Source organism: Variovorax sp. ZS18.2.2, assembly GCF_024701975.1.
Lineage (GTDB): Bacteria > Pseudomonadota > Gammaproteobacteria > Burkholderiales > Burkholderiaceae_C > Variovorax.
The window spans coordinates 1-22,342 of the sequence record NZ_JANLNM010000015.1 but is presented as its reverse complement, the minus strand read 5'-3'; the positions used below and the strand labels follow the sequence as shown (position 1 = coordinate 22,342).

Below are 22,342 nucleotides of genomic sequence, written 5' to 3'. Positions count from 1 at the left end.
AGCAATCAACGTGCGCTACTACCGAATAGCAGGTGCATCGACTGCCTAAACCACTGGCTTCCTGGTTCTGCGTGAAATCGGGAATGCCAATACTGTTTCACCTCGTAGGTCGGAAGTGGAAATGGAGCAGTCAACATCTTTAGCGGCGCCTGCTCTGTTAACGTCTCTCCAAGCAAACGCGGCACCAACGAGAGTAGGTCTGTTTTTGCAACAATATGCCCAAGGCTCAAGAACGTTGACGGCCGAACCTTGATTTTTCGCGTCAAGCCTAGGTCCCGAACGCTCTTTTCAATTATGCCGTGACCAGTATTTGGCGTCATCACCACGGCATGCCCTTCAGCTTCATATTGCTCGCGAGTAAGTGAATCTCCAATTCTTGGATGATCTCGCGCTGCCAAACAAACGATGTCTTGCACAAACAGTGTTTGTTGGTAGAAGCCCGCTTGAAATTGCGGGGCAAAACCAACCGCAAAATCTAGCCCTCCATTTGCCAAATTAATGCTACTTTGCTCCGAGATGACTTCGGTCATCACACTAATTAATGGCGCTACAACGTGAAGATGTGCAAGAAGACGGGGGAGTAGCACGATTTCACTGATATCCGTCATTGACAGGCGGAAAGTGCGCTCGGCTTTCGCAGGATCAAAGCCTGCGCCAAGAGTTTCTGCGCTGGCAAGAAGTTCAACTGCTTGCCGTAAGTTCGGTGCGATCAATTCTGCAAAAGGAGTGGGCTGCATACCTAACGGTGTACGCGTAAAAAGATCATCGCGAAAGTGTTCGCGCAATTTGTTGAGCATGCTGCTGGCGGAAGACTGAGTCAGTCCGCGTATTTTTGCTGCGCTTGATACCTTTCCACTTTTGTAGATTTCATCGAAAAGAGCTAGCCACTCAAGATCAAGTTTTGACATTGCCTTCCTTAATTTGCCTCTACGAAACCTTTGGTGTTTCATGAATTTTGGAAAATTACTTCCATTTCATAACCATCGCGATTTCGAAATAGTGACTATCAAATTTTCACGCTTGACGCCTTTCTCGCTTGCTTGAAGTATGTCGTCAAGTAGCGATAGCTGCAGTTCAGGGAGCAAAAGAATGAGGTCGATACCCGGACAGAAGTCCCCGTCGGTGCTTCTCGTTGGCGGTGGAATCGGTGGCATGGCCGCCGCCATCGCACTGGCGCATCAAGGGGTTTGCGTTGAATTGTTGGAGCAAAGCTCGACCATCGGAGAGGTCGGCGCCGGCTTGCAGCTTGGTCCCAACGCGTTTGCTGCTCTTGATGCTCTTGGCGTAGGCGCTTCTGTCCGTCAACACGCCGTGTTTGCGGATAGCCTGGTGATGCTTGATGCCGTGGACTGCAGCGAAATTGCAGCTATCCATGTGGGGGCTGATTTTCGCCAGCGGTTCGCGAACCCGTATGCGGTTACTCATCGTGCGGATCTGCATCGGGCTCTTCTCGAAGCCGTCCATCTGAATCCGAAAGTTCGTCTCTACACCTCCGCACGCGTTGATGCTATAGACATCAACTCCTGCGGTGTCATGGTCACGACCGATGACGGTCGTCGCTTCAGTGCTGATGCAATCGTAGGCTGTGATGGGGTACGGTCAGTGGTACGGGAACATCTGATTCATGACTCCCCGCGTGTTTCAGGCCATGTGGTGTATCGAGCCCTTGTTCCGACTGCTGCCATGCCGGCCGATCTGCGCTTGAATTCACCAGTTGTCTGGGCCGGGCCAGATTGCCACCTAGTGCACTATCCGTTGCGACACGGGGAACAGTTCAATCTCGTTGTCACATTCCACAGCCGCAAGCTAGAGGAATGGGGCGTTAGTCACGGAAGTAAGGACGAGGTACTTTCCTATTTTGAAGGGATTCACGCACGTCCTCGACAACTTCTGGATCTACCCACATCGTGGTGGCGGTGGAGCACCGCTGATCGAGATCCGATCGCGCATTGGAGCCATGGTCAGGCCACGCTTCTTGGAGATGCCGCTCATCCGATGATGCAGTACCTTGCGGAGGGGGCGTGTATGGCTCTCGAAGACGCCGTGACGCTCGGCCAAGCCGTCCAAGCATGTGACCTCGACTTGCCTGCCGCCTTCAAGCTTTACCAGGATGCTCGAATTGCCCGCACTGGGCGTGTGGTCCTTTCTGTTCGCGAAATGGGGCGAATCTATCACGCAAAAGGCGTTGAGCGCTTGGTGAGGAACAGTCTTTGGGCCGGGCGGACTCAGGTACGTTTTTACGACTCGCTGGAGTGGCTGTTTGCTTGGCGACCTGAGCGTTGCCTCGACGACGCAACGAAATTTTATCGACCCGCACTTGCATCCCTTTAACCCCAATCAGAAAACCAGTGGCCAGGAAACGAAATGAACTTACTGCACGCATTAACGATCACCTTCCTTCTGTCCTCTTTTGCTGCTCCTTCTTACTCCCAAAGCGATGGCTACCCAGATAGGGCCGTGACGATCATCACACCGTTCGCGGCAGGCAGCGGCCCTGACACCGTACTTCGGCTCTTGTCCGAGAAACTCACGAAGACTTGGGGACAACCAGTCATCATTAACAACAAGCCTGGCGGCGGCGGTTTTATAGCTATTGAACAAGCAAAGCGGGCATCACCCGATGGCTATACGCTTTTGCAGTTGGACAGCGAGCACCTAGCAGCATTGCCGCACCTGTACAAGTCGAGAAATTTCATCACGCTCGAACATTTCGATCCCGTAGCGTCATTGTTTCGCACTCCGTTTTTGGTTGCAGTGCCTGCTCAATCGAAGTGGAGAAACGTAGGCGATCTGATCAACGCCGCAAAAACGAGGCCAGGGGCCGTTACCTATGGTTCCTGGGGCGTCGGCTCCCCAGGGCATCTTGGAGCACAAGAACTCGAGTCGATTACCGGTATTCGCATGCAGCACGCACCGTATCGCGAAGTGTCGCAACTGTTTTCCGATGTAGGTGCTGGAGAAATCGATTGGAGCTTCGCAAGCATCCCATCAAGTCAGTCCATCTATAAAACAGGAAGACTGCGGTACCTCGCCGTCGCCGCGCCACATCGTATTCCACAAATGCCGGATGTTCCTACGGTTGGAGAGGCGGGCGGCCCGGCAGCTCTAGAGGTCAACTCTTTTGTTTCGCTTCTTGTGCCAAGGGGGACGTCTACCGCAATTCAAGAAAAAATTAGCGCAGACGTTGCTCAAGCACTGGCCGACTCAGAAGTGCGGGCTCGTTTTAGCACCTTCGCTTATGAGCCATTGGCATGGTCACCTAAAGAAATAAAACAGAATGCATTAATAAAATTCAAAGCATATGGAGAATTGGTGCATGCTGGAAATATTCGACTGGAATAACACGAACAACAACAAACAAGGCGCGGCCGAGCGGTTATGAGGAAACATCCTTCCTCTCATAGCCTTTTCCTTCGCAAGCTTTAACCCAGTTACCCACAAGCGAGCACCCACGATAACTCTCAGGGAGAGCTCATGAATATTAAATCAAGATCAAACACTCAGAAAGGCATATTAGGTGTAGCGATCAATCGCATTAGCCTATCTTTGCCTGAATCATTGCGAAATGATTTTTGCAAGAATTGCAACTTGATTTTGCTCAAAAAATTTGGGCGCAACTATTCGAGAGGTGGAAGCCCACCGATTCTTCGCGAAGCAATAGTGGTTATAGATCAGCAAATCCAAGAAACTCACGATTTCGTAGAGCGAAAAATTTCAGAGAATTGCAACAAATAATTCATAGTGGAGGTGATTTAATGCAATCATTTGGAGATTGGCTCCAAAAGCTGCGTAAGCACCACAATCAATTGTTGGTCGCTTGGAGTTCTTCCTAAAGCCGCTAGCAATGCTGCTGTTGCTTCACGTTGATTCTCGGGAACGCCGTTTAAGACATCGGCTATTTGGGTCACCAGTTCTTTGATTGGCAACGTAATAGTATCTCGGGATAACGGCTGGGGATAAAGGAGAGGGTCGCCTTGCAAGCCCAAGAGCTCTTGCCATTTTCGTGCGCTGCGATCTCCAAATGGAGCCGTTGAGTCTCGTGCAATGAGCTGAGATAGATAGCTCCGCCGGGAGGGGTCGAGGTTGTACTTCTTGATAACGGCAGTGTTCCCGCCTTCTTTCGTGACAAAGCGTCGCAGAGCAGCACGGCGTGCCTCAATCAAGTCATCCATCAAGTCTAGTTTAGTAAAAGATGGGCTTACATTTGCAATGTGAAAACGAAATTTAACTAACAGAATAAGCGCCTTCGATGGACTTGAATTGAACGATTACGGTAAATTTATACTGCTTTAATGTTAGATTTTTGATTTACCCCGGTCGAAATGACAGCTTGACCTCAATGATCCGCCCGTGTAAACTTATTTTTGCAACTAAACTTGCAAGCTGATTTTTGTGCATCAACGGGGTTGCTCTCAAGCAGGAAGGAGCATCGAGGCTCTCGCATACCTACGAACAGGCCGATCGAGCCAAGGTATGCGGATCTTCGAATGCGCATTGGCAAAACTTTGGATACTTTTCCCGCACTGACGCGAGCGACTTCGTTGGATTTGGTCTGTCACCCAATTCAACGAGGTAAACATGCTGACTCTGACTGTGGTCGCCACCAAGGGCGGCGTAGGTAAGACAACGTTGGCCGCCAACATCGGCGGCCTATTGAGAGATCTGGGCTTTCGCGTCCTCCTGGTCGACGCCGACGTACAGCCAGCGCTCACGAGGTACTTCAAGCTCGCTTCGCAAGCACCATGCGGCATCACCCACATGGTGATGAGCAACAACCTCGATGCGGATTGCATCAGTGCGGTCGAGCTGCCTCCTGAAGATTTCACCAGGGAGCCCGGGCGGTACCCACCGCTGGGCCAGCTCGATATCGTCTGCTCTGATACCAGTGACGGCAAGCTGCAGGACTGGCTGAGCAACCGCCTGGACAGGCTGGTGCGCTTGCGCATGTCGATCAAGACGCCGGCCGTGGCCGCGCGCTACGACTTCGTGATCATCGACACCCAGGGCGCCATCGGCCACCTGCAGGACACGGCGGTGAATGCGGCCGATCTGCTCATTGCACCTGCCTCTCCCGACGTGATCTCGGCCCGCGAATTCATTGCCGGCACCGTGGCCCTGCTCGAGCGCATTGAGTCCAGCACCAACATGGGTTTCACGGTGCCGGCAATGAAGGCCATCATCAACCGTGCCGAGAAGACGGTCGACAGCCGCTCGATGGCTTTTCTGATTCGCGACCAGTTCCTGACCATGCAGGGCCGTGTCACGGTGCTGGACACGATGGTCAACTCGGCTGTGGCATTCCGCAAGGCCGCGACCTCTCGAGTGCCCGTTCACTGGATCGATCCTCAGCGGGCCGGCGTCGTCATGCACCAGCTGCTGTGGGAGCTGATCCCGTCCCTGCGCGGAAGGCGTGCACCGACCATGCAGGGTGTCGAGATCCCCATCGGCGTTCCTTCCGAACTCGCCGCGGTCGCTACAGCGTCTGAATCGGTATCGGAGCGCCCCCAGCATGCGCACTCCTGAAACCATGACCGCGACGCAGCGCGCGGCCAATCTCAAACTCATTCCGCCCGAGGACGTCAACACCCTCGGACGCTCTACCGACACGCGAATGAATTCATCTCAAAAGTCCTACCTGGACAAGTCCAGGGATTCGTTGTTGTCCGAGGACGCACCGCTTCGCAACGCCACCGCCAGGCTCGATCCGAATTTCGAGCCCGAGATGACGCATTCGATGCTCTCAATTGACGACATCGATTTCTACGACCGCAATCCTCGGACTGGGCTCAATCCGCGTTACGACGAGCTGCGCGAGAGCATCAAGGTCGACGGCATCACCAATCTGCTGACCGTCACCAAGCGCCCGGGTACACAGGTTTACATGCCGTATGGCGGAGGCAACACGCGCCTGGCCATTGCCAAGGCGTTGTATGCCGAGGGCGACATGCGCTTTGCAAAGCTGTTCGTGATGATCAAGGCCTGGCCGGGCGATGCCTCGGCGATCTCCGCGCACCTGGTCGAGAACGAGGTGCGCGGAGATATTTCTTTTTGGGAGAAGGCACAGGGCGTTGCGGCCTTCAAGACCGAATTCGAGTTTGAGTCAGGTCGCATATTGGCAGCACCAGAACTGCATCAGGAATTGCGGCGTAAGGGGTTGAACTACAGCATTCGCGTTCTTCAGGATTTCTCCTTCGCGGTTCAAAAACTGGCTCCCATTGGTGTTTGGCTGCGCTCCAAAGAAGTCAATGTGCTGCTGCGCCCGGCAATTTCCTCTATTGCCGATCTTGCAGAGAAATTCGGGGTAATCCAAAGCGTCGAAACAGCCATCACAGAAACGCTGAATAGCTATTCAGCATTTCTGTCAAAACAAGCCGCAAAGAATGCCGAAAGCGGCATCGCCGATCATCTTCCTACCGAACTAGACGCCAACGCACTGATCGTTGAACTGCACGAAGCCGTTGCCCCCCATCTTGGGGTGGAGCCCTCCCAGATTCCCTTGATGGGCATGGCGATCGTGCAGAACCCGCGCATCGACGTGGCGGCGTTGCGGGAGACTGGAACCCACGCTGCGCACTCCCCCACCGCGCGCACGACGCCGGCAACCTCGCCGCTCTCTCCCCTCGTCCAGGCCCCGCTCGCCGGCATGCTCTCTTCGGTTGCAAAAGCCTCGCCTTCACCTTCAGTTTCGGCGCCGGCAACAGGGGCCGGGCCTGGGCCAGCACCAGGGCCTGGCCCCGCGTCTTCATCGCCCTTTCCCGCGGCTGCCCCGGCGAATGAGCAGGCACAGGCCAGTCATGGTGGCGAAGCGAATCTCACCCATGAGAGCATGCTCAAGCGCATCCTGGACAGCATGGGCGATCTCAACGCCCTCGTTCCCTTGTACGACGTGCTCAACAGCGCGCCCGCCCTGCCCTTCGGCTACATGGTCGATTTCCCGATGAGCATGAGCCACGTGGATGGCGTCGAGCTGGATGAAACGACGACCACGTTCCGCCGGGCCTTGTGGAAGTGGCTGGTCTCGCAGTCCGGCCAGATGAACCGCGAGGTCAACGACCTCATCTCCCTGGAGGACGACTTGCTCCTGTGGGCGCGCACGATCTCGCAGGGACCCGCAGTCTTCCAGCAGACCTGCGCCTCCCACAAGGCGGACCTGGTCGATGGCGAGATCGCACTCACGAGCCTGGAGCTGTGGCACCTCTTCACGCACCCGCTGGTGGCTCCAGCGCTTGCGAAATTCATGACTGCACTGCACACGTTCCGCTCGAAGTTCCCGGAGAGGATTCCAACCAGCTACGTGCCCGTCATGGCGCCCCGCTGATCATTTCTCCCTCCAGTGCCCCCATCCAGAACCACACCCTCAACGCTGTCACACCCCTCAAGGAGATGCATCTTGCTCAACCTACCCATCACCAATCCGATGCTGCAGCGCATGTTGCTGGAGCATCTCGTCGAGCGGATCGAGAACGATCCGGGCTGCATCGACGAACTGCTTCAGCAAGGGGTCGATCCTGCCTTCCTGGATCACATTCGCCATTGCAAGACACGCGATCTGATCGCCGTCGCGCCGACCCTCAAGAACATGTTTTACTCGTTCTCGCCCCCGGATGTGATGTGGGGCATGGACCGGGTCGAGCGCAAGCGCTGCGACGACAAGCGCCTGGAGTATTTCGTGCTGAACGGCGCATCGCGCACGATCCTGTGCGACCTGTTCAAGCTGACCGCCGAGGAGGTGCGCCGCCTGCGCAACCTGCTGCTGGGCGGCGCACAGGTCGGCCGCGCGCGCCTGCCGCGTGTAGCCATACGCGATGAGATTCACCGCGCCTGGTACACCATCAGCAAGGATCCGACGCCGTCGCACCCGCGCGAGCGCGCCTACAGGCTGCACCAGCAATTCCCAGACCTGCGCATCGACAGCATGGAGATCACGCTGCGCGAGTTCGGCGAGACGATGTTGCAGTGCGATCCGCAATCGGTGGTCACCGCTCACTGAGCGCCGAGCGGTCGGCCACCCTCTCACTCCAATGCGTAAACGCGAGGTACCTATGAACACGCCCACCACGAGCGCCGAGGTGCTCTTCCAACGCAGTCATGCGCGCAAGCTCAAGGCCAGCAAGAGAATCACGCCGGCACGCAAGCTCACTCGTTCGAGTCCGTCCGAACGCGATGAGCAGGCACTGAACGAGGCGGTGCTTCTGAATTGGCTGGGACAGCAGCCAGTCGTCTATCACCGCATCTACGTCGACATAACGGGCGGCGTCGTCGCGGCCGTGTGGCTCTCCCATGTGATCGATCGCCTGCCCATGATCGGGCGCGACAGCCAAGTGACCTCCGGCATGTCTGCCGATCCCGGGAACGCGGACTTCGATCTGTCCGACAGTGATTGCGAGGAAGCAACCGGCATTTCCGCGGAGCAGCAGGTGCTCTGCCGCAAGTTGCTCGCCGCAAGGGGACTGTTGAGCGAGCGAGTTGCATTCGACAGGGCTTCATCCGGCAAGGCCATTCACGGCTGCTACACGATCCACATGAGCAAGCTCTCCGAACTGCTCAGGGACGCCTCCCGGCCGTTGGCCGAGGCGATGCTCGGCCATGTCGCGAAGGTGGCAGGTGTCGGCGCACTGCTGCGAGCGGCATGACCGAAACGCTGACAACAAATTCGTGGACGACAAGAGGCTGAGGCTGGCGTGGCCGTCCCGTTGCTCTCACCGCGACCGAGCGCCTTGCCGCTCGGTCCAGATCCATCGTCAGTGGTCGGCGCTCATGGCGTCAATAGCGCACACGGCGCGGCCAGCGACGATGACTTTGGGCATGGTCTGTCCCTGCAGGATCATGACAAGGCAATCCGCCATTTGACCGAGCGCGGCTTCATCCCCTATCACCCTGTGATCGCGGCGGTGGTGGGTCACAAGGCGGCAGTATTCCTCGGCCTGGCCTACTACTGGACCCGTCTGAGCGCGAAGCGCGAACCCGTGCATCAGGGCTGGTTCTACATGCCGGCGCGCACCTGGCACAAGTCCACCACGCTCACGACACGCGAGCAGGTAACCGCTCGCGAGATTCTTGTTCGCGAAGGACTGCTCGAAGAGGTGTTGTCGGGACGCCCGGCGGTGCTTCATTTCAGGGTCAACCTGCGCAACACGTTGAGGATTCTCGGACATGCCACAGGAGACGGCGGCGTTGCCGCTCCCATGCCGACGTGGGAGACGCTGGCGCAACACTTGAGCTACTGCATCGTCTTCTACAAGCCGCTGGCAGACGTGGCCGGCTCGGCAGCCGGCGGACTCTATCTGTCCTATCTGCTGCGAGAGCAACGTCGCGCGGTGGCGATGAAGCGGCTGCGTGGCGGGAACCTCCACATCTCGCAGGATGTCGTCGGCCGCGACCTGCAGTTGGGGCCGAAGGTGCAACGCAATGCCCGGGAGCGAATGAAGCGCGCGGGCCTCATACGGGAATCTGGCGCAACATTGTTGCGTTTGAACCTGCAGGCGATCCTGGCCTGCCTGCGTGAACAGGACATCAAGCCGTTGCGTCCCAAGGGGCGCAAACAGGCGTCGCTTGTTGCTGCACCTGCTGCAATCGGCGGCGGCACCGCACCGGCAGCACTCGCGCCGATGCGCGGTCTCTCCTCGACGCGGCCCGATCACGAGCACGAAGCTGCGCCAAGCAGGCTGTTCCAGGGCCGTCAACTCCCGCTGATGCTTGTCGCGGTGACGCAAGGTGGCGCAAAAGAGGATGCAGCAAGCAAGAGGGAGTCGAGGGAGTCCTCGCCTCGATCGGGCGTGACGCTGTTGTTCCGGCAACTTGCGATCAGTGGGCTCTCGGCAAAGCCCATCTCCGCGTCGTCTTCGACGGCCACGACGGCTGTGACGGGCCGGTTCCTTGCCAGCAAGGTCGGGGCGCTCGGGCCGGGTGCAACGCTCGGGCCGAACGTGGGTCCATTGCGCTTGGCGCCGGCATCAGAGCTGCGGGGGATCGCAAGACCAGAGGCGCAAGGCCCGAGGCCGGCGTCGTCGCGCCCTAAGCGCGGGGACACAGCATCAGCGGCGCCGAAGGCGCCGGATGTCGATCTGAAGTCATTGGTGTTTCCCGCCAGACTCGATCCCCTCCTGATCTCGGGCGTGGTCCGTGTCCTTGGCAAGGTTGCAGTCGATCAACGCCAGCGATTGCTCGACGAGCTGGATGGACATCTACTCATTCAGGGCAAGACGATTGCAAACCCTGCGGGCTGGTTGGTGGGTTTGATTCGAGCCCAATCGTCAGGGGCCGCCGTTTTTGCCCTCGCTGATCGTGTGGCTGCCGAGCGAGCACAGCGGGATGAGGTCGCGGCAAGAGTACGGGATGCGGGTGGTGGTTTTGCATCATCTCCAACGTTCCTCGATACCGAATCAGTCGATCCGGAGACTGTCGCACGACACCGTGCCAGGTTGGCGGCATTGCGATCTGAATTCGCGAGCCGCGGGGGGAGTCGTTCATGACTGCTTCGATGGACTCTATTGCCGCCTCCCACGCACGTCGCGCGCGGTGGGCAACTTCCGTCCTACCACGCGACCGTCGCGCGGTGGGCAACTTCCGTCCTACTTAATCATGACTAGCCATGACCTCTTCGTTGCCCTTGTGCTCGCGCTCAAAACCGTTGAGGAAGCAGCAGTTCTCTGGTTGCTGCTCACTGAGCATGCTGATGTCGCGGAGTTCAAATCGTCATACCCACGTATGGCGGAGAACGGTCTAAGACAACTGATCGATCGAAAGAAAGTCGCTCGCGCAATGACTCATCTTCAGCACAAGGGACTGGTTTCGGTTCGCGTTCACGCCAACTACCGCAACCACATTCGCGTTGACCGTGTGGCCGTTCTGGCACTACTTCGAAGTGGCCGAGCTGACCCTTTGTCGAATAGAAGTCAGCGGCATTACCCCTTCCTCGACGCATGGGAAGCCGACCGCGCGCAGCACGCTTCAGGGATCTCGGCCGCGGCACCAAGCGCCGCTCTTGCCACCACCGTTTCGCAGGCCCCTGCCCTGTAACACCCTCCACCTTTTATCTCAATCAAAGGAGTCCCCCATGCCCACGAAAGACTCGACCATCACTGCCGGCACGGGCGCCGGCACAAGCAAGAGAACCCGCTCCGCCAAGGCGGCCTCGAGCACGCCGGTTTCATCCACCGCACCCTCTACTTCTTCTTCTGCCTCCCCCGTCCAGAAGCTCGTCCTGCCCGCCAGCCAATCGGCCGATGCCCTGCGCATGGTTCCGCTGATCTCGCGTGTCCACTTCGAGAAGGAGCCCGCCTCGCCCTTCGCCGACGGCTACTCCATCGACGGCGAGTCGCGTGCCCTGGCCGCCTTCATCGACGCGGGCGCCGATGAAAACGATCCCCTGTATGACCGGTTCATCGAATTGGTGGACCGCAAGGATCGACTGGACAAGATGCAGCAGCGCATGGACTCGCGCATGGGCGGCGATGCGAGCATCAACCACGCGGACGTGCTCAGCCTCAAATCCCTCGGCGTTCTTGAAGCTGAGTCCTCTGACCAGATGACGCTGCACACGGTGGACGCCTTTCGCATGTTCATGGGCCGAGGGCACAACCCGATCACCAAGGTCGCTCCGATCATCGGCGGCAAGCGTGTGGCGTCCACGCTCTTGAATCTGTGGCAACTCACCGAGCGCGACAATCCCTACGCGGACTGGGCGCTGCTGCGCCATGAGCAGTCCATGCGTGCAATTCAGAAACGCCTTGCGCGCGCGATCGATGAGGCCACCGCCTTGCTCGAGGAGCAGCGCAAGCGCGGCCTTCTCTATTCAATACTGCAATCGTCCAAGCCGCAGACCATCAATCTTGGTTTCAAGTCCCCCTATGGCTTTGCAGTCGCGGCTTTGATGGTGGACTTCGATCGCTTCGTTCGACTACAGCGCACGCTTGAACACAAGAGCCTACGCACGGATGAACAGGTCCGGCAGAGCGTGGCCGACATCAAGCGCTTCGTGCGCAACTGCTGGAACGAAACCGCTCGCTTCGCCCACTGGCTTAGCCACGAGAACATCGAACGGCTTTCTCGCCGGGACTACATCCCGAACCCGTCCGAGGATGCCGCAAAGCGAGTCGAATTCGTGACGCAGGTGTTCGGGCCGATTCCCAGCGAGGTGTTCTCCGGTCAACTGCAACCGTCCCATTCGCGCAGACGCCTGGTGAAGGAAGCAGGCGACAGAAGGCTGCTGCAGGAGATGACCGCCTTGCTCGTGAAGCAGGAGCAAGCACAGGCCCAATCGGTCGTGGAGGCGACTGATGACGCCCAGCCGGCCGCCGGCACAGCTCTTGGCTCGCAGGAAGCTGCGCCAATCGAGGTGGCGCATGGTGCATAGCACTGAGACTCGGGTGCCTGGGCTTGCGGCAGGGCTTTGGCGCTTCGAGCATGCAGCAGGATTGCAGTCGCATGACGCTGCAGCAGATCGTCGTTTGCTGGGGCACGACGCATCGGAATGCGGCAGGAAGGTGGCATCAAGCTGTGGCACGGGCAGCGCTCGGGGGGGATTCATCCATGCCCTCTAACCGCCGCGGCGCTTCGCCATCCACAGTTGATAAAGGCGAGGTATTCAAAGGGTCCGTGTTTGGAAAGGGGCAACACGTCCCATCGATCCCCGATCGCACTGTCAACTTCGGAACTTCTGGCCAACAACATGTGGCTTCGCCGCACTGTCAACTTGCGTGTGACATAAAGGCCCTTACGGGTAGGGGCAAGCTGCGTGCCCTGCGCCAACAAATTTCCGCGCTGGAGGACGCCGAGCGGCTCATGCGCGAGCTCGCCGAGACCAGCAAGAGCGTGGCCGGCCTGGCGATGTACCTGACCGTGCACCAGCGCGCCAGCAGCGGCTACGTCTTCCTGCGCTGGCGAGCCCGCGCCGCGGGCGGAAACCGGCATCTGCCGGCCGAGGAAGTGCAGAAGCTGATTGCAGGCTACTCGATCGAACACCGACGTTGGCTGCTCGAGGTCGATGCCGAAGCCAGCCGGTTGAACGAACGGCATTTGCGCGGGCGTGATGTCATCCGCGAATTGCGCAACCAGGTCGCACGCTCGAAACCACATCTGCATGCGCGGCAGGCCAAGGATTGATGTGATGCGATCGCTTCCATCATTCCAGACGCTGATGCAGGCCGTACGCCGCCACCCACACAACATTCGTGCGATGAGAGGTCCTCGCACACTTTTTGAACCTCGCATTCCGCAGGCCAGGAACTGGTGCAGCCAGGCCCCGCGTTTCAACCCCCGCACCGTGGAGTTACACAACATGCAGAACTTGTTCATTGGCAAAGGCAATCTGGCCGATGCACCCACGCTCAAGCGCGTGGCCGGGCGCAACGGCGACTTCGATGTCGCCAACATGCGCGTCATGTTCGGCCGCTACGGTCAGAACGCCGACGGCGACATCGAGCAGACGGGCGGTTTCTGGCGCGAGGTCGAGATCTACGGCCAGAAGGCCAAGGATGTGGCACGGCTCTTGCGCAAGGGTGCGCGGGTTCTGGTGATCGGCGAGGAACGGGAGTTCACCGCTCACGACGAAGACCAAAATGAAGTCGAGGTCATCAAGGTTGTGGCCGAGGATGTGGCGTTGCAACTCTCGCGCGTGGAGAACATCACGTTCTCGCAGCCACGTGCGCGTCAGGAATCCGCCGAGCAGGACGCCTGAGGCATATTCGAGTCAAGAGGGAGCTTCAGATCATGGGACAAGCCCAGAACGACAAGTCGGACGTCCGTCTGCTGGACGATGGCAAATACGCCATCGTCGTGAACAAATCAGGCGAGCATGCCGGCCTGGCCGGCTACCTGTTGGTGCAGCGGCCCGACCATCACCGGTTTCCGCTTGGCTACGCGTGGATCGGCACGTTCAGTCAGGAGCCCGACGGCACGTGGCAGGCATCGGTTGCCGTTCCCTATGACGATGCGTCCAACAGCGACTTCATGCGTGTTGTCTGGAGTGTGGAACGGCTGGATGCCATCGTCGCGCTATGGAAGGCGCGCAAGGAAGCGTTCTACGCGATCTAAGACCTTCAGCCTCCAGATCCGCATCGGCTGCTCACCCTCCTTGTCGCTTCAGTCGTTCATCAAAGAGCCTGTGTCGTAGTACTTGGACGTCGCCAGCATGACTTCCCGAACATCCGATTCATGGGCACGAAAACAGAGATCGTGATTCAACACCAATGCTTCATCAAAACGCGGCACCTGAAAAACCTGCACCACCCGGTTCCTTTAACGCTGCTGCAGGCCAAGCGCACTCCGGCTCTTCGCAGGATGCGGTCCATCCGAACAGGCAGATCCTGAACCAGCAGGTGCTAATCAAGCTGCTTCGGCTCGAGCCCGAGAGCTACGAGAACCTGGTGAGAGTGACCGGATGGTCGCCCGAAGCCACCCACTCAGCCTTGCTGCAGTTGATCGCCTCGGGTGAGGTTCGGCGCATCACTCGCAATGGCCAGCGCTTCTTCGATGTGAAGGAAGATTGATATGACAGAAATCGTCGGTGCCAACGTCGCAGAGATGCATCTCGGCTTGTGGATTGGTTTTGCGGTTGTGGCATTCGCATTGATGATCGCCGAGGTGTTCCTTGGCGAGAAGATGTACCGAGCACAAGAGCACGCAGTCGACTCGGTGCGCGCTTTTGGGGAATCGACTTTTCAAGATCAATCGACCTCGCAAACCATGCAGTCGACACACACCGCGCTGGCCACAAAGCACTTGCCGTGAACACCCATTCATCGGTTGACCACGGACACCGCACCGGGCGCGCAGAAGCTTTGGGCGGAATCTGCGCCTGGTCGGGTGGGGCTACTGTCCCGCAGGCTGCGAACCATTCGACTTGGGACAGGACTAAAGCCATGGCAAACATCTTGGGCAAAAGAACACGCTACGCAATGAACGGAATGGACAGGGACGCGCAGATGCTGTTCGTGCTCGCGTCCATCGGGTCATGCAGCTCCTATGCGGAGATCGACCGCGCCACGGGCTTGGGCGTGCGAACGCTGATGAACATCGCGGGGTACCTGCGACGGCGCGGCTATATCGAGCGCATCAACGAACAAGGACCGCGCGGCGAAGCCGCTCTCTTCTGCCGCACCCAGGCCGGCGATGAACGGCTGGCGGCGGCGCGGGAGCGTGCATCCGCGGCACCACAGGAGTCGCCAGAGGACTGGGAAACCATGACCGCCGTGCAGCGCGCGATCCACGCCCAACCGGTGCTGGCAAAGGTATGGAGGCGTCCTGCGCGCGCGTGATCGATGTCGATGTCGATGTCGGCGTGAATGTCGACGCCCCCCAAAGCCGCATCATGACCGCCCTGCCCCCTCCACCCGTCTTGCTCCAACCTGTCTCATTGCGCCCGCCGGAACTGCTGGTGAAAGCCGTGGCCGATGGCTACCGCTGTGGCCTGCAGGTGATCAACGTTCCCGATGCGAAGCGCCCGCTGGCCACCGAGGGCGGCTGGTGGTTCGGGCCGCGGCGCATGTGGGTACTGCCCGCGGGCCAGCCATCCATGGTCCAGGCCTGCATCGCGCGTGCCTACGCCGGACAGTTCGTCGACCTGGAGGACGTGCCGGGCATGCTGCGCGCGGCCATGGCACCGGCGGCGCTCGAGGCGGACTTCTTCACCCAGCTGCTGGACGTGCAGATCTTCCCGCTCGCGCGCGGCGAGCTGCAGCGCGGTCGCTTCGCAGTGAGCTTCCAGTTCGACACGCTGTGCGTGTCCGCCATGCGCGCGATGGGGGGATATTTTCACAAGCACGCGGCCGCCTGGCAGGTGCAAGGCGAGCCCGAGGCCATCATGGCCCGGCTGCGCGAAGTCGCCGGCATAGCGCCGGAATACGTCTTCGTGCACGAGCAGCCGGTCGTGCTCGAAAACCTCACGGGCGCCACGTCCTCGGCTTCGCCGATCCAGGTGCCGGCCGCACCGCCCCCATCTGTCAGCGGTGAAACAAAGGACGAAGGCACAGGGTTCTTCTCGACCGACCTGGACCGGGAGGAAGATCTCGCGTTCGACCGCCCTGCCCTTGCCCGCCTGGTCGAGGACGGCACCCTGCGCGATTACCAGGCCACCGGCGTGGCCCATCTGCTGCGACAGTCGGGTGCGTGTCTGGGCGACGACATGGGCCTGGGCAAGAGTCGTCAGGTGGTAGTGGGCACGCGCACGATGGCGGATGAGATCCGGGCGCTCATGGGCAGCAGTGGCCGGGTGCTGATCGTCTGCCCTGCCTCGCTTCGGATCAACTGGGAGCGCGAGATCCGCTTGATCTACCCGCAGGCCACGGTGGGCTTCGTGGGCGAGGATCGGATGTCGACCTTGCACGCCTGCCAGTGGGTGATCGGCAACTACGAGCGCCTGGGCGGCTTGGTGCGTGAACCTCAACTCGCCTTCGATGTCATGGCGGTCGACGAGGCGCACTACCTGAAGGAATACGACTCGGGTCGCACGCGCAATGTGTTCCTGCTGGGTGCGCGCATTCCTCGGCGCTACGTGGTCACGGGCACGCCTCTACTGAACCGGGAAATCGAGATGCACACGCTGCTGCGCATCACGGGGCATCACCTGGGACAGATGGAGCTCTCGGAGTTCCGCAAGACCTTCTCTGGCTCAAGTGAAAAGCGGGCACTGCTGGCCGCGGCGCTCAAGGGCTGGATGCTTCGGCGCAGCAAGTCGGTGCTGAAGGATCTGGGACAGAAGCACCGACAGGAGCGGTACATATCGCCGGCCGAAGGCCTGGGGGCATACAACGAAATCTTGCAGGACATGAGCCTTATGGCCATGCCCAAGATCACGAAGCTGCGCCGCGCACTGGAGGCCTTGAAAACGCCCTTCATTGTCGAGACGGTGGAGAGCCTCTCCGAGGGTGACAAGATCATCGTGTTCTGCGAGTACATGGCCACGGTGGAGACGCTCAAGAGCGCGTTCGCAGCCATGGGCGTGGGCTGCGTGAGCCTGGTGGGCGCTGACAGCGCCGCCAAGCGGCAAAAGGCGATCGACAGTTTTCAGAACGATGCGAGTGCGACGGTGTTCATCGGCACGACGTCGGCCGCCGGCGTCGGCATCACGTTGACGGCCGCGAACTATGTGATCTTCGCTTCGCTGCCGTGGACGCCGGCCCTGATGCGCCAGGCCGAGGACCGGGCTTACCGGTTGGGGCAGAAGCGCGATGTGTTCGTGATCGTGCCGCTGGTGCCGAAGACGATCGATGATGGCGTGTGGCAGCTGTTGGCCAACAAGCGCACGACGGAGGAAGAAGTGGTGGATGCCGTCAAATCGTCAATGCTTGGGTAGGCCCCATCATGATGGCGGCCAGTCTCCTTGCGCGGGGACACGATGCCTCAGTGCACGATGACTACCTTTCGCAATTCCGCTGCCGTGTATGTGGCCGCTCGCCCTCGTGAGCTGTTTACGCAAAGTCTGTGGCCCGCCGACTGAGCCGGCCTGACTGTAAGGTCAATCCTTGGTTACTGGCCGATCACCCGACGCTGCGGGCTCGAGTCCAAGAACGGAGGGCTCAGCCCCGTCGAAGCGACGCAGCCACACATTCGAGGTGTGCTTGTCAAAACGCACCTCCCCCGCGACCGAGCCGTAGTGCAGGCCCCCGATGTCGCTCACGCGGGCCGGGCGCAGCAGGTAGTTGGCAGCGACGTAAGCCGGTGGGTAAGGTTCGCGGTCCACCCAACCCAGTTGCGGCCACTCGCCAGCCTGCACCATCACGCCGCCCTCGTAGGGGTGCAGGGTGAGTTGCTCGGAAAAGGCGACGTTCTGGCCCGCACCCTCTTTGCCCTCATTCTCGGCCTGCACGCGCAGCAGCCGGTTGACCTCGGCCATGCGCGCCTGCAGCCCGGCCTTCCCGCCCAACGGCGGCAGCATCGCGTTGCTCAGGAAGGTCAGCCAGTTGATCGATTTGATGCCGTCGCGTACTTCATCCAGACCCAAAGGGCTCCCCACGTCTAGTCCCTTGAAATCACCCGCGTGTTCGAACTCCAAGTGCTCATAGCGATCACCCTCGTAACTGCGCTGGAAGCCCAGACCCGCGTAACCATTCACTGGTTGCAACAACGCAGCGCTTTCCACCATCCAATCCATGAATCGCGAGCGGCGACCACCTTCGAGCGTCACCACTGGCAGGTGGATGCGCAAATAGCTAGTGCCCTGGTGCACGTTTTCAGACCAGCCGGCATCCGAAAACCCACCTATCTGGTAGCTCCCCACGAAGTCGAATCCATCCCCCGAAGACCAGGTGAATTCCACCGAGTTGTCTATGTCCTCCTGGGTCACATACCCGACGCACTCCATGAACTTACCGGCGCTGTAGGGCTGAGCCTTGACGGGTTCGCCGAAGGTTCCCCACTTGAGGTGCGGCCCGTATTGCTCATGAAACTTCAGCATGATCTCGGCCAGCGCCCGTCGCTTGCGCGGCTGGGCCGCATCGATGAAGTAGAAGATCGCGACCAATCCGCCCTGCAGCACGGCCTTGTCCTTTTGATCTTCATCCATGTAGGTGAAATGCCAGGCTGCGGCCTCCCAGGCTTCCTTCCATTGCGCCCACTGCTGTTCGGGGGATGTTGTTTCGTTCATGGTGCTGTGTACGATCTGTCAACGGATTGACTGTGGTCTACCCTTCGATGTAGACCAGCGAATGGGGCGCATTGAAGTCATAGGGCTCTCTCGATACGTCTGGAGTGTCCGATGGCATAGGGGCCGCCGCCGCTTGGTAGATGGCCGAGTTGGCGGCGGCAGCGCCAACCGCGATGCGCCCCGCTGGAAATTGGATCACCTTGCCGGTCTGCGTTACTACCACGGTCACGCCTTCCCCCAAGCCGGCGCCACCCGCCAGAAGTATGGTCCCCGCAACAGCGGTGCCCGCTGCTGCAGCTGCCAGGGGCGCATTCAACGCCAACTCGATACTGGCCACTCCACGCCGCTTCTGTTCCTGAATTCGTCTATCTTCAGCCGGATCCCAGGCACGCATGACCGGCGTGCCGGCCGGAAGCGGCGGCGGCTCCAGGATGCGGCGCACCTTCCCATGCTCCTGCTCAATCTCATAGACCAGCAGCGCCCACTCAGCGGCGGAATCCTGCAGGGCCATCAGGCGCGTCGTCACGGGTGGGCCACTCACACGCACGCTCTTGAACACCGGCTCGGTGTTGCGCGCCTTCTCCAGCCATTCTCGGCGTCGACGGCTTTCGACCTTGCAGACGCTGGTACTGAGAAGGCGGAATTTGAGTTTGTCTCCGCTGGCAATTCTGAGATAGTCGCGAGCCTGCCTTTCACTTAGGCGATCCTCTCCGAACTTCATCTCGATCACAAAGGCAAGATTGCCCGGTGCGAAACGTGCAGTGCCAGTGATAGACCAGTCGTGGACTCGAATCACGTCGGGAATTCGCAGCAGGCCGCGAATCTTGCGACGGCCCTTGATGCGCTCATCCAGAGTCACTTTTTTCTCACCAATGTAGTTGGTGCGTGCAATCTCCACCATCTGGTTGACGCGCTCGAAGTCCTCGGGCGCGAGGTTGTCTTCAAGATACTGCTTGGTCAAAATCAGATCCATCAGGCCAACGCTGCCCTGCCCGTGCAACTTGCGCAGCAGTGAGTAGTTGTCGACCAGATACTCGTACTGACTCAGCGGCATGCGGCTGGGCCGGTCGGGCTCCTTCATGCTCATGATGGCCTGTGGCGGGCTGCGCGTCATATCAAAACCCACCTCGCCGTAGTACGGGAAGTGCCAGTTAAAAAAAGCGCCGTCCATGCGAATCCACTGCGTAACCGTGCGCTGGTACATGGGTGTGCCCTTGGAGTTCCTCAGCGGAAACTTCTCGGCATAGCTGGCCTTCTGGCACAAGTACCACAAGTCCAACGGGTTGGTGACCGGCAGCACGGCGCCCTCGGTGTTGGGGCGCGTGGTGCTGCCGCGCCCTGGCGTCGCATTCGGTGAGGTTGTCTTGGGCGGTGGATTTGTGGCCATGTTCTCGGTGGGAGTCGTCGCGGCTGGCTAGACTTCCTTGCCGGCATCTTTGAAGAAGTCGAGCTCGTAGGGCACCTGGCCATCCCAGTAACTGGCCTGGATGAACATCAGGTCGTCGTCCTTGGGCAGCGCAGCGGCCGTCACCGGCGTGGCGACCTCTGTGTTGACTGGTTGCGTGCGGCCCTGGGTGTCGGTACGCCCGCGTGCGAAGAGCGCGTCCCGCAGATGGATTTCGTAGGGGTGGTCGGGTATCGGCTGACCTTTGTCATCGTGAAGGATGAAGAATTCGCGGCACGGCCCCCCAATGAAATCTGGCACCGTCAAGGGCATCTCCTTGGGTCCCACTAGGCTGTGCACGGCCGCATGCTCTCGCCAGATACCGTTGGTGCCGCTCTCGATGCCACTCGCATTCCAGCGCGTGTAGCTGGTGCCGCCATTGATAAGAACCTCTTCCTTCGCCGTGATCATGATCTTGTTGGCCTCGACCTTCACGTCCAGCTTGGCCAGGATGTTGATAGAGTTCTTCAACGCCGAGATGTCGATGTTCGAGTTGGCCGCGATGAGCCGCATACCCTTCTCGAAGGCTGCGATCCGCACGGCCTCCCCGGCGCTTACCAGCAAGCTCTTGCCGGCCGCGATGCTGGTGTGCGCTCCGCTGGTGAGCGCGACGTGCTGGTCGCTTGCGATGTGGGTCGAAGCTGCGGTCGCGGTCTCGATGCCCGCTGGACTGGCGAGCACCAGATGCGGCTCGCCAAGTTCGGGGAAGTCGCCCTCGGCCTTGTTGCCGCCCGTGCCCTTGATCGCATCGTTCTGCGCCTTCAGGCTATTGGCCACCTCGTCCTGATCGCCGGCTTCGTGCGCCTTGGCCTGCTTCGCCGCCTCGCTCAGGCCCTCGTGCAGATCGCGCCCCTGCGTCAGGCGCTGCACGGTCTCGCCCATGTCGGTGATGTGCGCCTGTGCGTTGGGGCGGGCTTCGGTGCTGATGAGCAGGCCGTCCTTGGCGCGTATCGCACCATGGCCATCTGTCCTGAGCTCGAAGCCCTGGCCGCGCAGGTCTTTGCGTCCCGCGTTGTCTTCGATCCGCGCGATATGGCCCAGGCTCAGGCTGGTGCTGTCGTGGTCGCTCTTGAGTTGCGCCTGAATCTTGCCCTGCGTGTCATCCAGAAGAAGGTGATTGCTCTTGCCGCCAGGCTCGTTGCCCGAACCTTCGGCGAGCTCACGGCTGCGCAGGCCCATGAGCGCCTTCTGCCCCGGCAGCGACCACGGCGGCATGCGCTGCGCGTTGTAGACCACACCCATCACAACCGGATGGTCGGGGTTGCCGTCCAGGCACAGCACCACCACCTCCGAGCCGACACGGGGAATGGACACCATGCCGGTCTCTCCACCGGCCCAGTTGCTCATCACCCGCACCCAGGCCGAGCTCTTCTCGTCGTTCTGGCCTTCGCGGTCCCAATGGAATTGGACCCTTATCCGGTCGTACTCGTCGGTGTGGATGCTGCCCTCGCTGGCCGGCCCGACCACGGTGGCCGTCTGCGGCGCGAGTACACGTTGCTCGGCGCTGTGAAAACCTCGCCCCGGCATCCACGCCACGAAGCGGCGGCTGCAGGTGAAGTTGTTCCTGTATTCGGCCCGCGAGCCGTTCGGCCTGCCTGCCTCCGCGGCGGCCGTGCCGGGCTCCTGCAGGTAGTTGTTTTTCGCGCGGTGCTCCACCGAGAGGATGAGGAATTCGCTTTCGGGGCCATCGCCCTGCGTGCGCCCGAAATGGTCCGCCAGCCGAAAGTAGCGACCGGGCAGCACGAAGCGGTTGTTGCCCTGGGCCTCGAAGTGCTTGCCGTGGGCTTCAATCTCCTCGATGCGTAACCGGGCACGCGCATCGCCCTCACGGCTGGTCTTGAAGTGACGTGCGCCACCGTACTCGTGCACTTCGAGCTGAGGTACGTCGCCCTGCTGGTTGCTGCTGGGCATCTCTGCGTGCTGCGGGCGCGGGCTCTTGAAGTCGAAGGCGCTGACGGCCGTTTGCGCCGAGACCAACTCGCGCACCGCGCTCCACTGGCCGATGGCATCTTCCTCCTGGGCGCCGCCTTCGTTCTGGAACCGAATCTCCGGGGACGAACCGTCCACGGCCTTGGCAAGGGTGCTGTCGTCGCACAGGTTGAGGGTGTGGCCTTCGGCCGAATGTTCGTACCAGTAGCTGTAGCCCGCGGCCTCCCAGCGCCGGTGCAGGTAGTTGTGGTCGCTCTCGCCGCCGGCGCCGCCGCCCTGCACGGCCATCGTGTGGGGCGTGTCTTCGCCGCGCACGAACCACTCCCACTTGGGCAGCACGCCGTAGTCGTTGAAGATGGCCTCGGTCTGCGCGCGCAGCGTCTGGC

At 60.1% G+C, this 22,342-nt stretch carries 21 protein-coding genes; 16 read left to right on the top strand and 5 right to left on the bottom strand.

Annotated elements, in window-relative coordinates; genetic code table 11:
* Positions 1 to 5: 5 nt before the first annotated feature.
* Entirely contained in the window at positions 6 to 908 is a 903-nt protein-coding gene (locus NU688_RS32785; RefSeq protein WP_257865126.1) for a LysR family transcriptional regulator, read from the bottom strand.
* A gap of 181 nt (positions 909 to 1,089) precedes the next feature.
* On the opposite strand from NU688_RS32785, the gene NU688_RS32780 reads away from it, so the two are divergent.
* Complete coding sequence (locus NU688_RS32780) at positions 1,090 to 2,331, top strand: 3-hydroxybenzoate 6-monooxygenase (protein WP_257865125.1); 1,242 nt, start codon at positions 1,090 to 1,092, stop codon at positions 2,329 to 2,331.
* Positions 2,332 to 2,364: 33 nt separating this feature from the next.
* The gene (locus NU688_RS32775; protein ID WP_257865123.1) at positions 2,365 to 3,342 is read left to right on the top strand and encodes a tripartite tricarboxylate transporter substrate binding protein; all 978 of its coding nucleotides are present in this window, start codon (positions 2,365 to 2,367) and stop codon (positions 3,340 to 3,342) included.
* Between the two features lie 419 nt (positions 3,343 to 3,761).
* Here the strand turns inward: NU688_RS32775 and NU688_RS32770 are convergent, their stop codons facing one another.
* Positions 3,762 to 4,175, bottom strand: a complete 414-nt coding sequence (locus tag NU688_RS32770) for a hypothetical protein (protein ID WP_257865122.1) — start codon at positions 4,173 to 4,175, stop codon at positions 3,762 to 3,764.
* Positions 4,176 to 4,578: 403 nt separating this feature from the next.
* Between NU688_RS32770 and NU688_RS32765 the strand changes: the two genes are divergently transcribed.
* The 14 genes from NU688_RS32765 (at position 4,579) to NU688_RS32700 (ending at position 17,293) form a co-directional block, all read left to right on the top strand.
* Positions 4,579 to 5,523, top strand: a complete 945-nt coding sequence (locus tag NU688_RS32765) for a ParA family protein (RefSeq protein WP_257865121.1) — start codon at positions 4,579 to 4,581, stop codon at positions 5,521 to 5,523.
* 4 nt (positions 5,524 to 5,527) lie between these two features.
* Positions 5,528 to 7,318, top strand: a complete 1,791-nt coding sequence (locus NU688_RS32760; protein ID WP_257865120.1) for a hypothetical protein — start codon at positions 5,528 to 5,530, stop codon at positions 7,316 to 7,318.
* A 72-nt stretch (positions 7,319 to 7,390) separates the two neighbouring features.
* Positions 7,391 to 7,990 (top strand): DUF2857 domain-containing protein, encoded by a 600-nt coding sequence (locus tag NU688_RS32755; protein WP_257865118.1) that lies wholly within the window; start codon positions 7,391 to 7,393, stop codon positions 7,988 to 7,990.
* A gap of 52 nt (positions 7,991 to 8,042) precedes the next feature.
* A complete protein-coding gene (locus NU688_RS32750) occupies positions 8,043 to 8,633 on the top strand; it encodes a hypothetical protein (RefSeq protein ID WP_257865117.1) in 591 nt (196 codons plus the stop codon).
* Between the two features lie 48 nt (positions 8,634 to 8,681).
* Positions 8,682 to 10,472, top strand: coding sequence for a hypothetical protein (locus NU688_RS32745; RefSeq protein WP_257865116.1), 1,791 nt, complete (start codon positions 8,682 to 8,684; stop codon positions 10,470 to 10,472).
* A gap of 109 nt (positions 10,473 to 10,581) precedes the next feature.
* Positions 10,582 to 11,019, top strand: coding sequence for a hypothetical protein (locus tag NU688_RS32740; RefSeq protein ID WP_257865115.1), 438 nt, complete (start codon positions 10,582 to 10,584; stop codon positions 11,017 to 11,019).
* A gap of 37 nt (positions 11,020 to 11,056) precedes the next feature.
* On the top strand, positions 11,057 to 12,355 hold the full coding sequence (locus tag NU688_RS32735; RefSeq protein ID WP_257865114.1) for a PFL_4669 family integrating conjugative element protein: 1,299 nt from the start codon (positions 11,057 to 11,059) through the stop codon (positions 12,353 to 12,355).
* Between the two features lie 428 nt (positions 12,356 to 12,783).
* Positions 12,784 to 13,104 (top strand): hypothetical protein, encoded by a 321-nt coding sequence (locus tag NU688_RS32730; protein WP_257865112.1) that lies wholly within the window; start codon positions 12,784 to 12,786, stop codon positions 13,102 to 13,104.
* A 4-nt stretch (positions 13,105 to 13,108) separates the two neighbouring features.
* Complete coding sequence (locus tag NU688_RS32725; protein WP_257865110.1) at positions 13,109 to 13,678, top strand: single-stranded DNA-binding protein; 570 nt, start codon at positions 13,109 to 13,111, stop codon at positions 13,676 to 13,678.
* Positions 13,679 to 13,710: 32 nt separating this feature from the next.
* Entirely contained in the window at positions 13,711 to 14,034 is a 324-nt protein-coding gene (locus NU688_RS32720) for a hypothetical protein (RefSeq protein WP_257865109.1), read from the top strand.
* A gap of 155 nt (positions 14,035 to 14,189) precedes the next feature.
* Entirely contained in the window at positions 14,190 to 14,489 is a 300-nt protein-coding gene (locus NU688_RS32715) for a hypothetical protein (RefSeq protein ID WP_257865108.1), read from the top strand.
* 1 nt (position 14,490) lies between these two features.
* Complete coding sequence (locus NU688_RS32710) at positions 14,491 to 14,730, top strand: hypothetical protein (RefSeq protein ID WP_257865107.1); 240 nt, start codon at positions 14,491 to 14,493, stop codon at positions 14,728 to 14,730.
* 131 nt (positions 14,731 to 14,861) lie between these two features.
* A complete protein-coding gene (locus tag NU688_RS32705) occupies positions 14,862 to 15,257 on the top strand; it encodes a hypothetical protein (protein ID WP_257865106.1) in 396 nt (131 codons plus the stop codon).
* The gene (locus NU688_RS32700; RefSeq protein ID WP_257865105.1) at positions 15,233 to 17,293 is read left to right on the top strand and encodes a DEAD/DEAH box helicase; all 2,061 of its coding nucleotides are present in this window, start codon (positions 15,233 to 15,235) and stop codon (positions 17,291 to 17,293) included. The genes NU688_RS32705 and NU688_RS32700 overlap by 25 nt, the downstream gene beginning before the upstream one ends.
* Before the next feature lie 162 nt (positions 17,294 to 17,455).
* Here the strand turns inward: NU688_RS32700 and NU688_RS32695 are convergent, their stop codons facing one another.
* The 3 genes from NU688_RS32695 to NU688_RS32685 form a co-directional block, all read right to left on the bottom strand.
* Positions 17,456 to 18,583, bottom strand: coding sequence for a DUF3396 domain-containing protein (locus NU688_RS32695; protein WP_257865104.1), 1,128 nt, complete (start codon positions 18,581 to 18,583; stop codon positions 17,456 to 17,458).
* A gap of 37 nt (positions 18,584 to 18,620) precedes the next feature.
* Complete coding sequence (locus NU688_RS32690; protein WP_257865103.1) at positions 18,621 to 19,970, bottom strand: hypothetical protein; 1,350 nt, start codon at positions 19,968 to 19,970, stop codon at positions 18,621 to 18,623.
* A gap of 27 nt (positions 19,971 to 19,997) precedes the next feature.
* Positions 19,998 to 22,342: type VI secretion system Vgr family protein (locus NU688_RS32685; RefSeq protein ID WP_257865102.1), on the bottom strand; the 2,345-nt coding region annotated here is incomplete at its 5' end.

What these genes read in the sequence shown, in the direction of transcription:
- NU688_RS32785 (WP_257865126.1), bottom strand. Translation starts at nt 908, where the DNA reads ATGTCAAAACTTGATCTTGAGTGGCTAGCTCTTTTCGATGAAATCTAC.
- NU688_RS32780 (WP_257865125.1), top strand. Translation starts at nt 1,090, where the DNA reads ATGAGGTCGATACCCGGACAGAAGTCCCCGTCGGTGCTTCTCGTTGGC.
- NU688_RS32775 (WP_257865123.1), top strand. Translation starts at nt 2,365, where the DNA reads ATGAACTTACTGCACGCATTAACGATCACCTTCCTTCTGTCCTCTTTT.
- NU688_RS32765 (WP_257865121.1), top strand. Translation starts at nt 4,579, where the DNA reads ATGCTGACTCTGACTGTGGTCGCCACCAAGGGCGGCGTAGGTAAGACA.
- NU688_RS32760 (WP_257865120.1), top strand. Translation starts at nt 5,528, where the DNA reads ATGACCGCGACGCAGCGCGCGGCCAATCTCAAACTCATTCCGCCCGAG.
- NU688_RS32750 (WP_257865117.1), top strand. Translation starts at nt 8,043, where the DNA reads ATGAACACGCCCACCACGAGCGCCGAGGTGCTCTTCCAACGCAGTCAT.
- NU688_RS32740 (WP_257865115.1), top strand. Translation starts at nt 10,582, where the DNA reads ATGACTAGCCATGACCTCTTCGTTGCCCTTGTGCTCGCGCTCAAAACC.
- NU688_RS32735 (WP_257865114.1), top strand. Translation starts at nt 11,057, where the DNA reads ATGCCCACGAAAGACTCGACCATCACTGCCGGCACGGGCGCCGGCACA.
- NU688_RS32730 (WP_257865112.1), top strand. Translation starts at nt 12,784, where the DNA reads ATGCGCGAGCTCGCCGAGACCAGCAAGAGCGTGGCCGGCCTGGCGATG.
- NU688_RS32725 (WP_257865110.1), top strand. Translation starts at nt 13,109, where the DNA reads ATGCGATCGCTTCCATCATTCCAGACGCTGATGCAGGCCGTACGCCGC.
- NU688_RS32720 (WP_257865109.1), top strand. Translation starts at nt 13,711, where the DNA reads ATGGGACAAGCCCAGAACGACAAGTCGGACGTCCGTCTGCTGGACGAT.
- NU688_RS32715 (WP_257865108.1), top strand. Translation starts at nt 14,190, where the DNA reads ATGCTTCATCAAAACGCGGCACCTGAAAAACCTGCACCACCCGGTTCC.
- NU688_RS32710 (WP_257865107.1), top strand. Translation starts at nt 14,491, where the DNA reads ATGACAGAAATCGTCGGTGCCAACGTCGCAGAGATGCATCTCGGCTTG.
- NU688_RS32705 (WP_257865106.1), top strand. Translation starts at nt 14,862, where the DNA reads ATGGCAAACATCTTGGGCAAAAGAACACGCTACGCAATGAACGGAATG.
- NU688_RS32700 (WP_257865105.1), top strand. Translation starts at nt 15,233, where the DNA reads ATGGAGGCGTCCTGCGCGCGCGTGATCGATGTCGATGTCGATGTCGGC.
- NU688_RS32695 (WP_257865104.1), bottom strand. Translation starts at nt 18,583, where the DNA reads ATGAACGAAACAACATCCCCCGAACAGCAGTGGGCGCAATGGAAGGAA.
- NU688_RS32690 (WP_257865103.1), bottom strand. Translation starts at nt 19,970, where the DNA reads ATGGCCACAAATCCACCGCCCAAGACAACCTCACCGAATGCGACGCCA.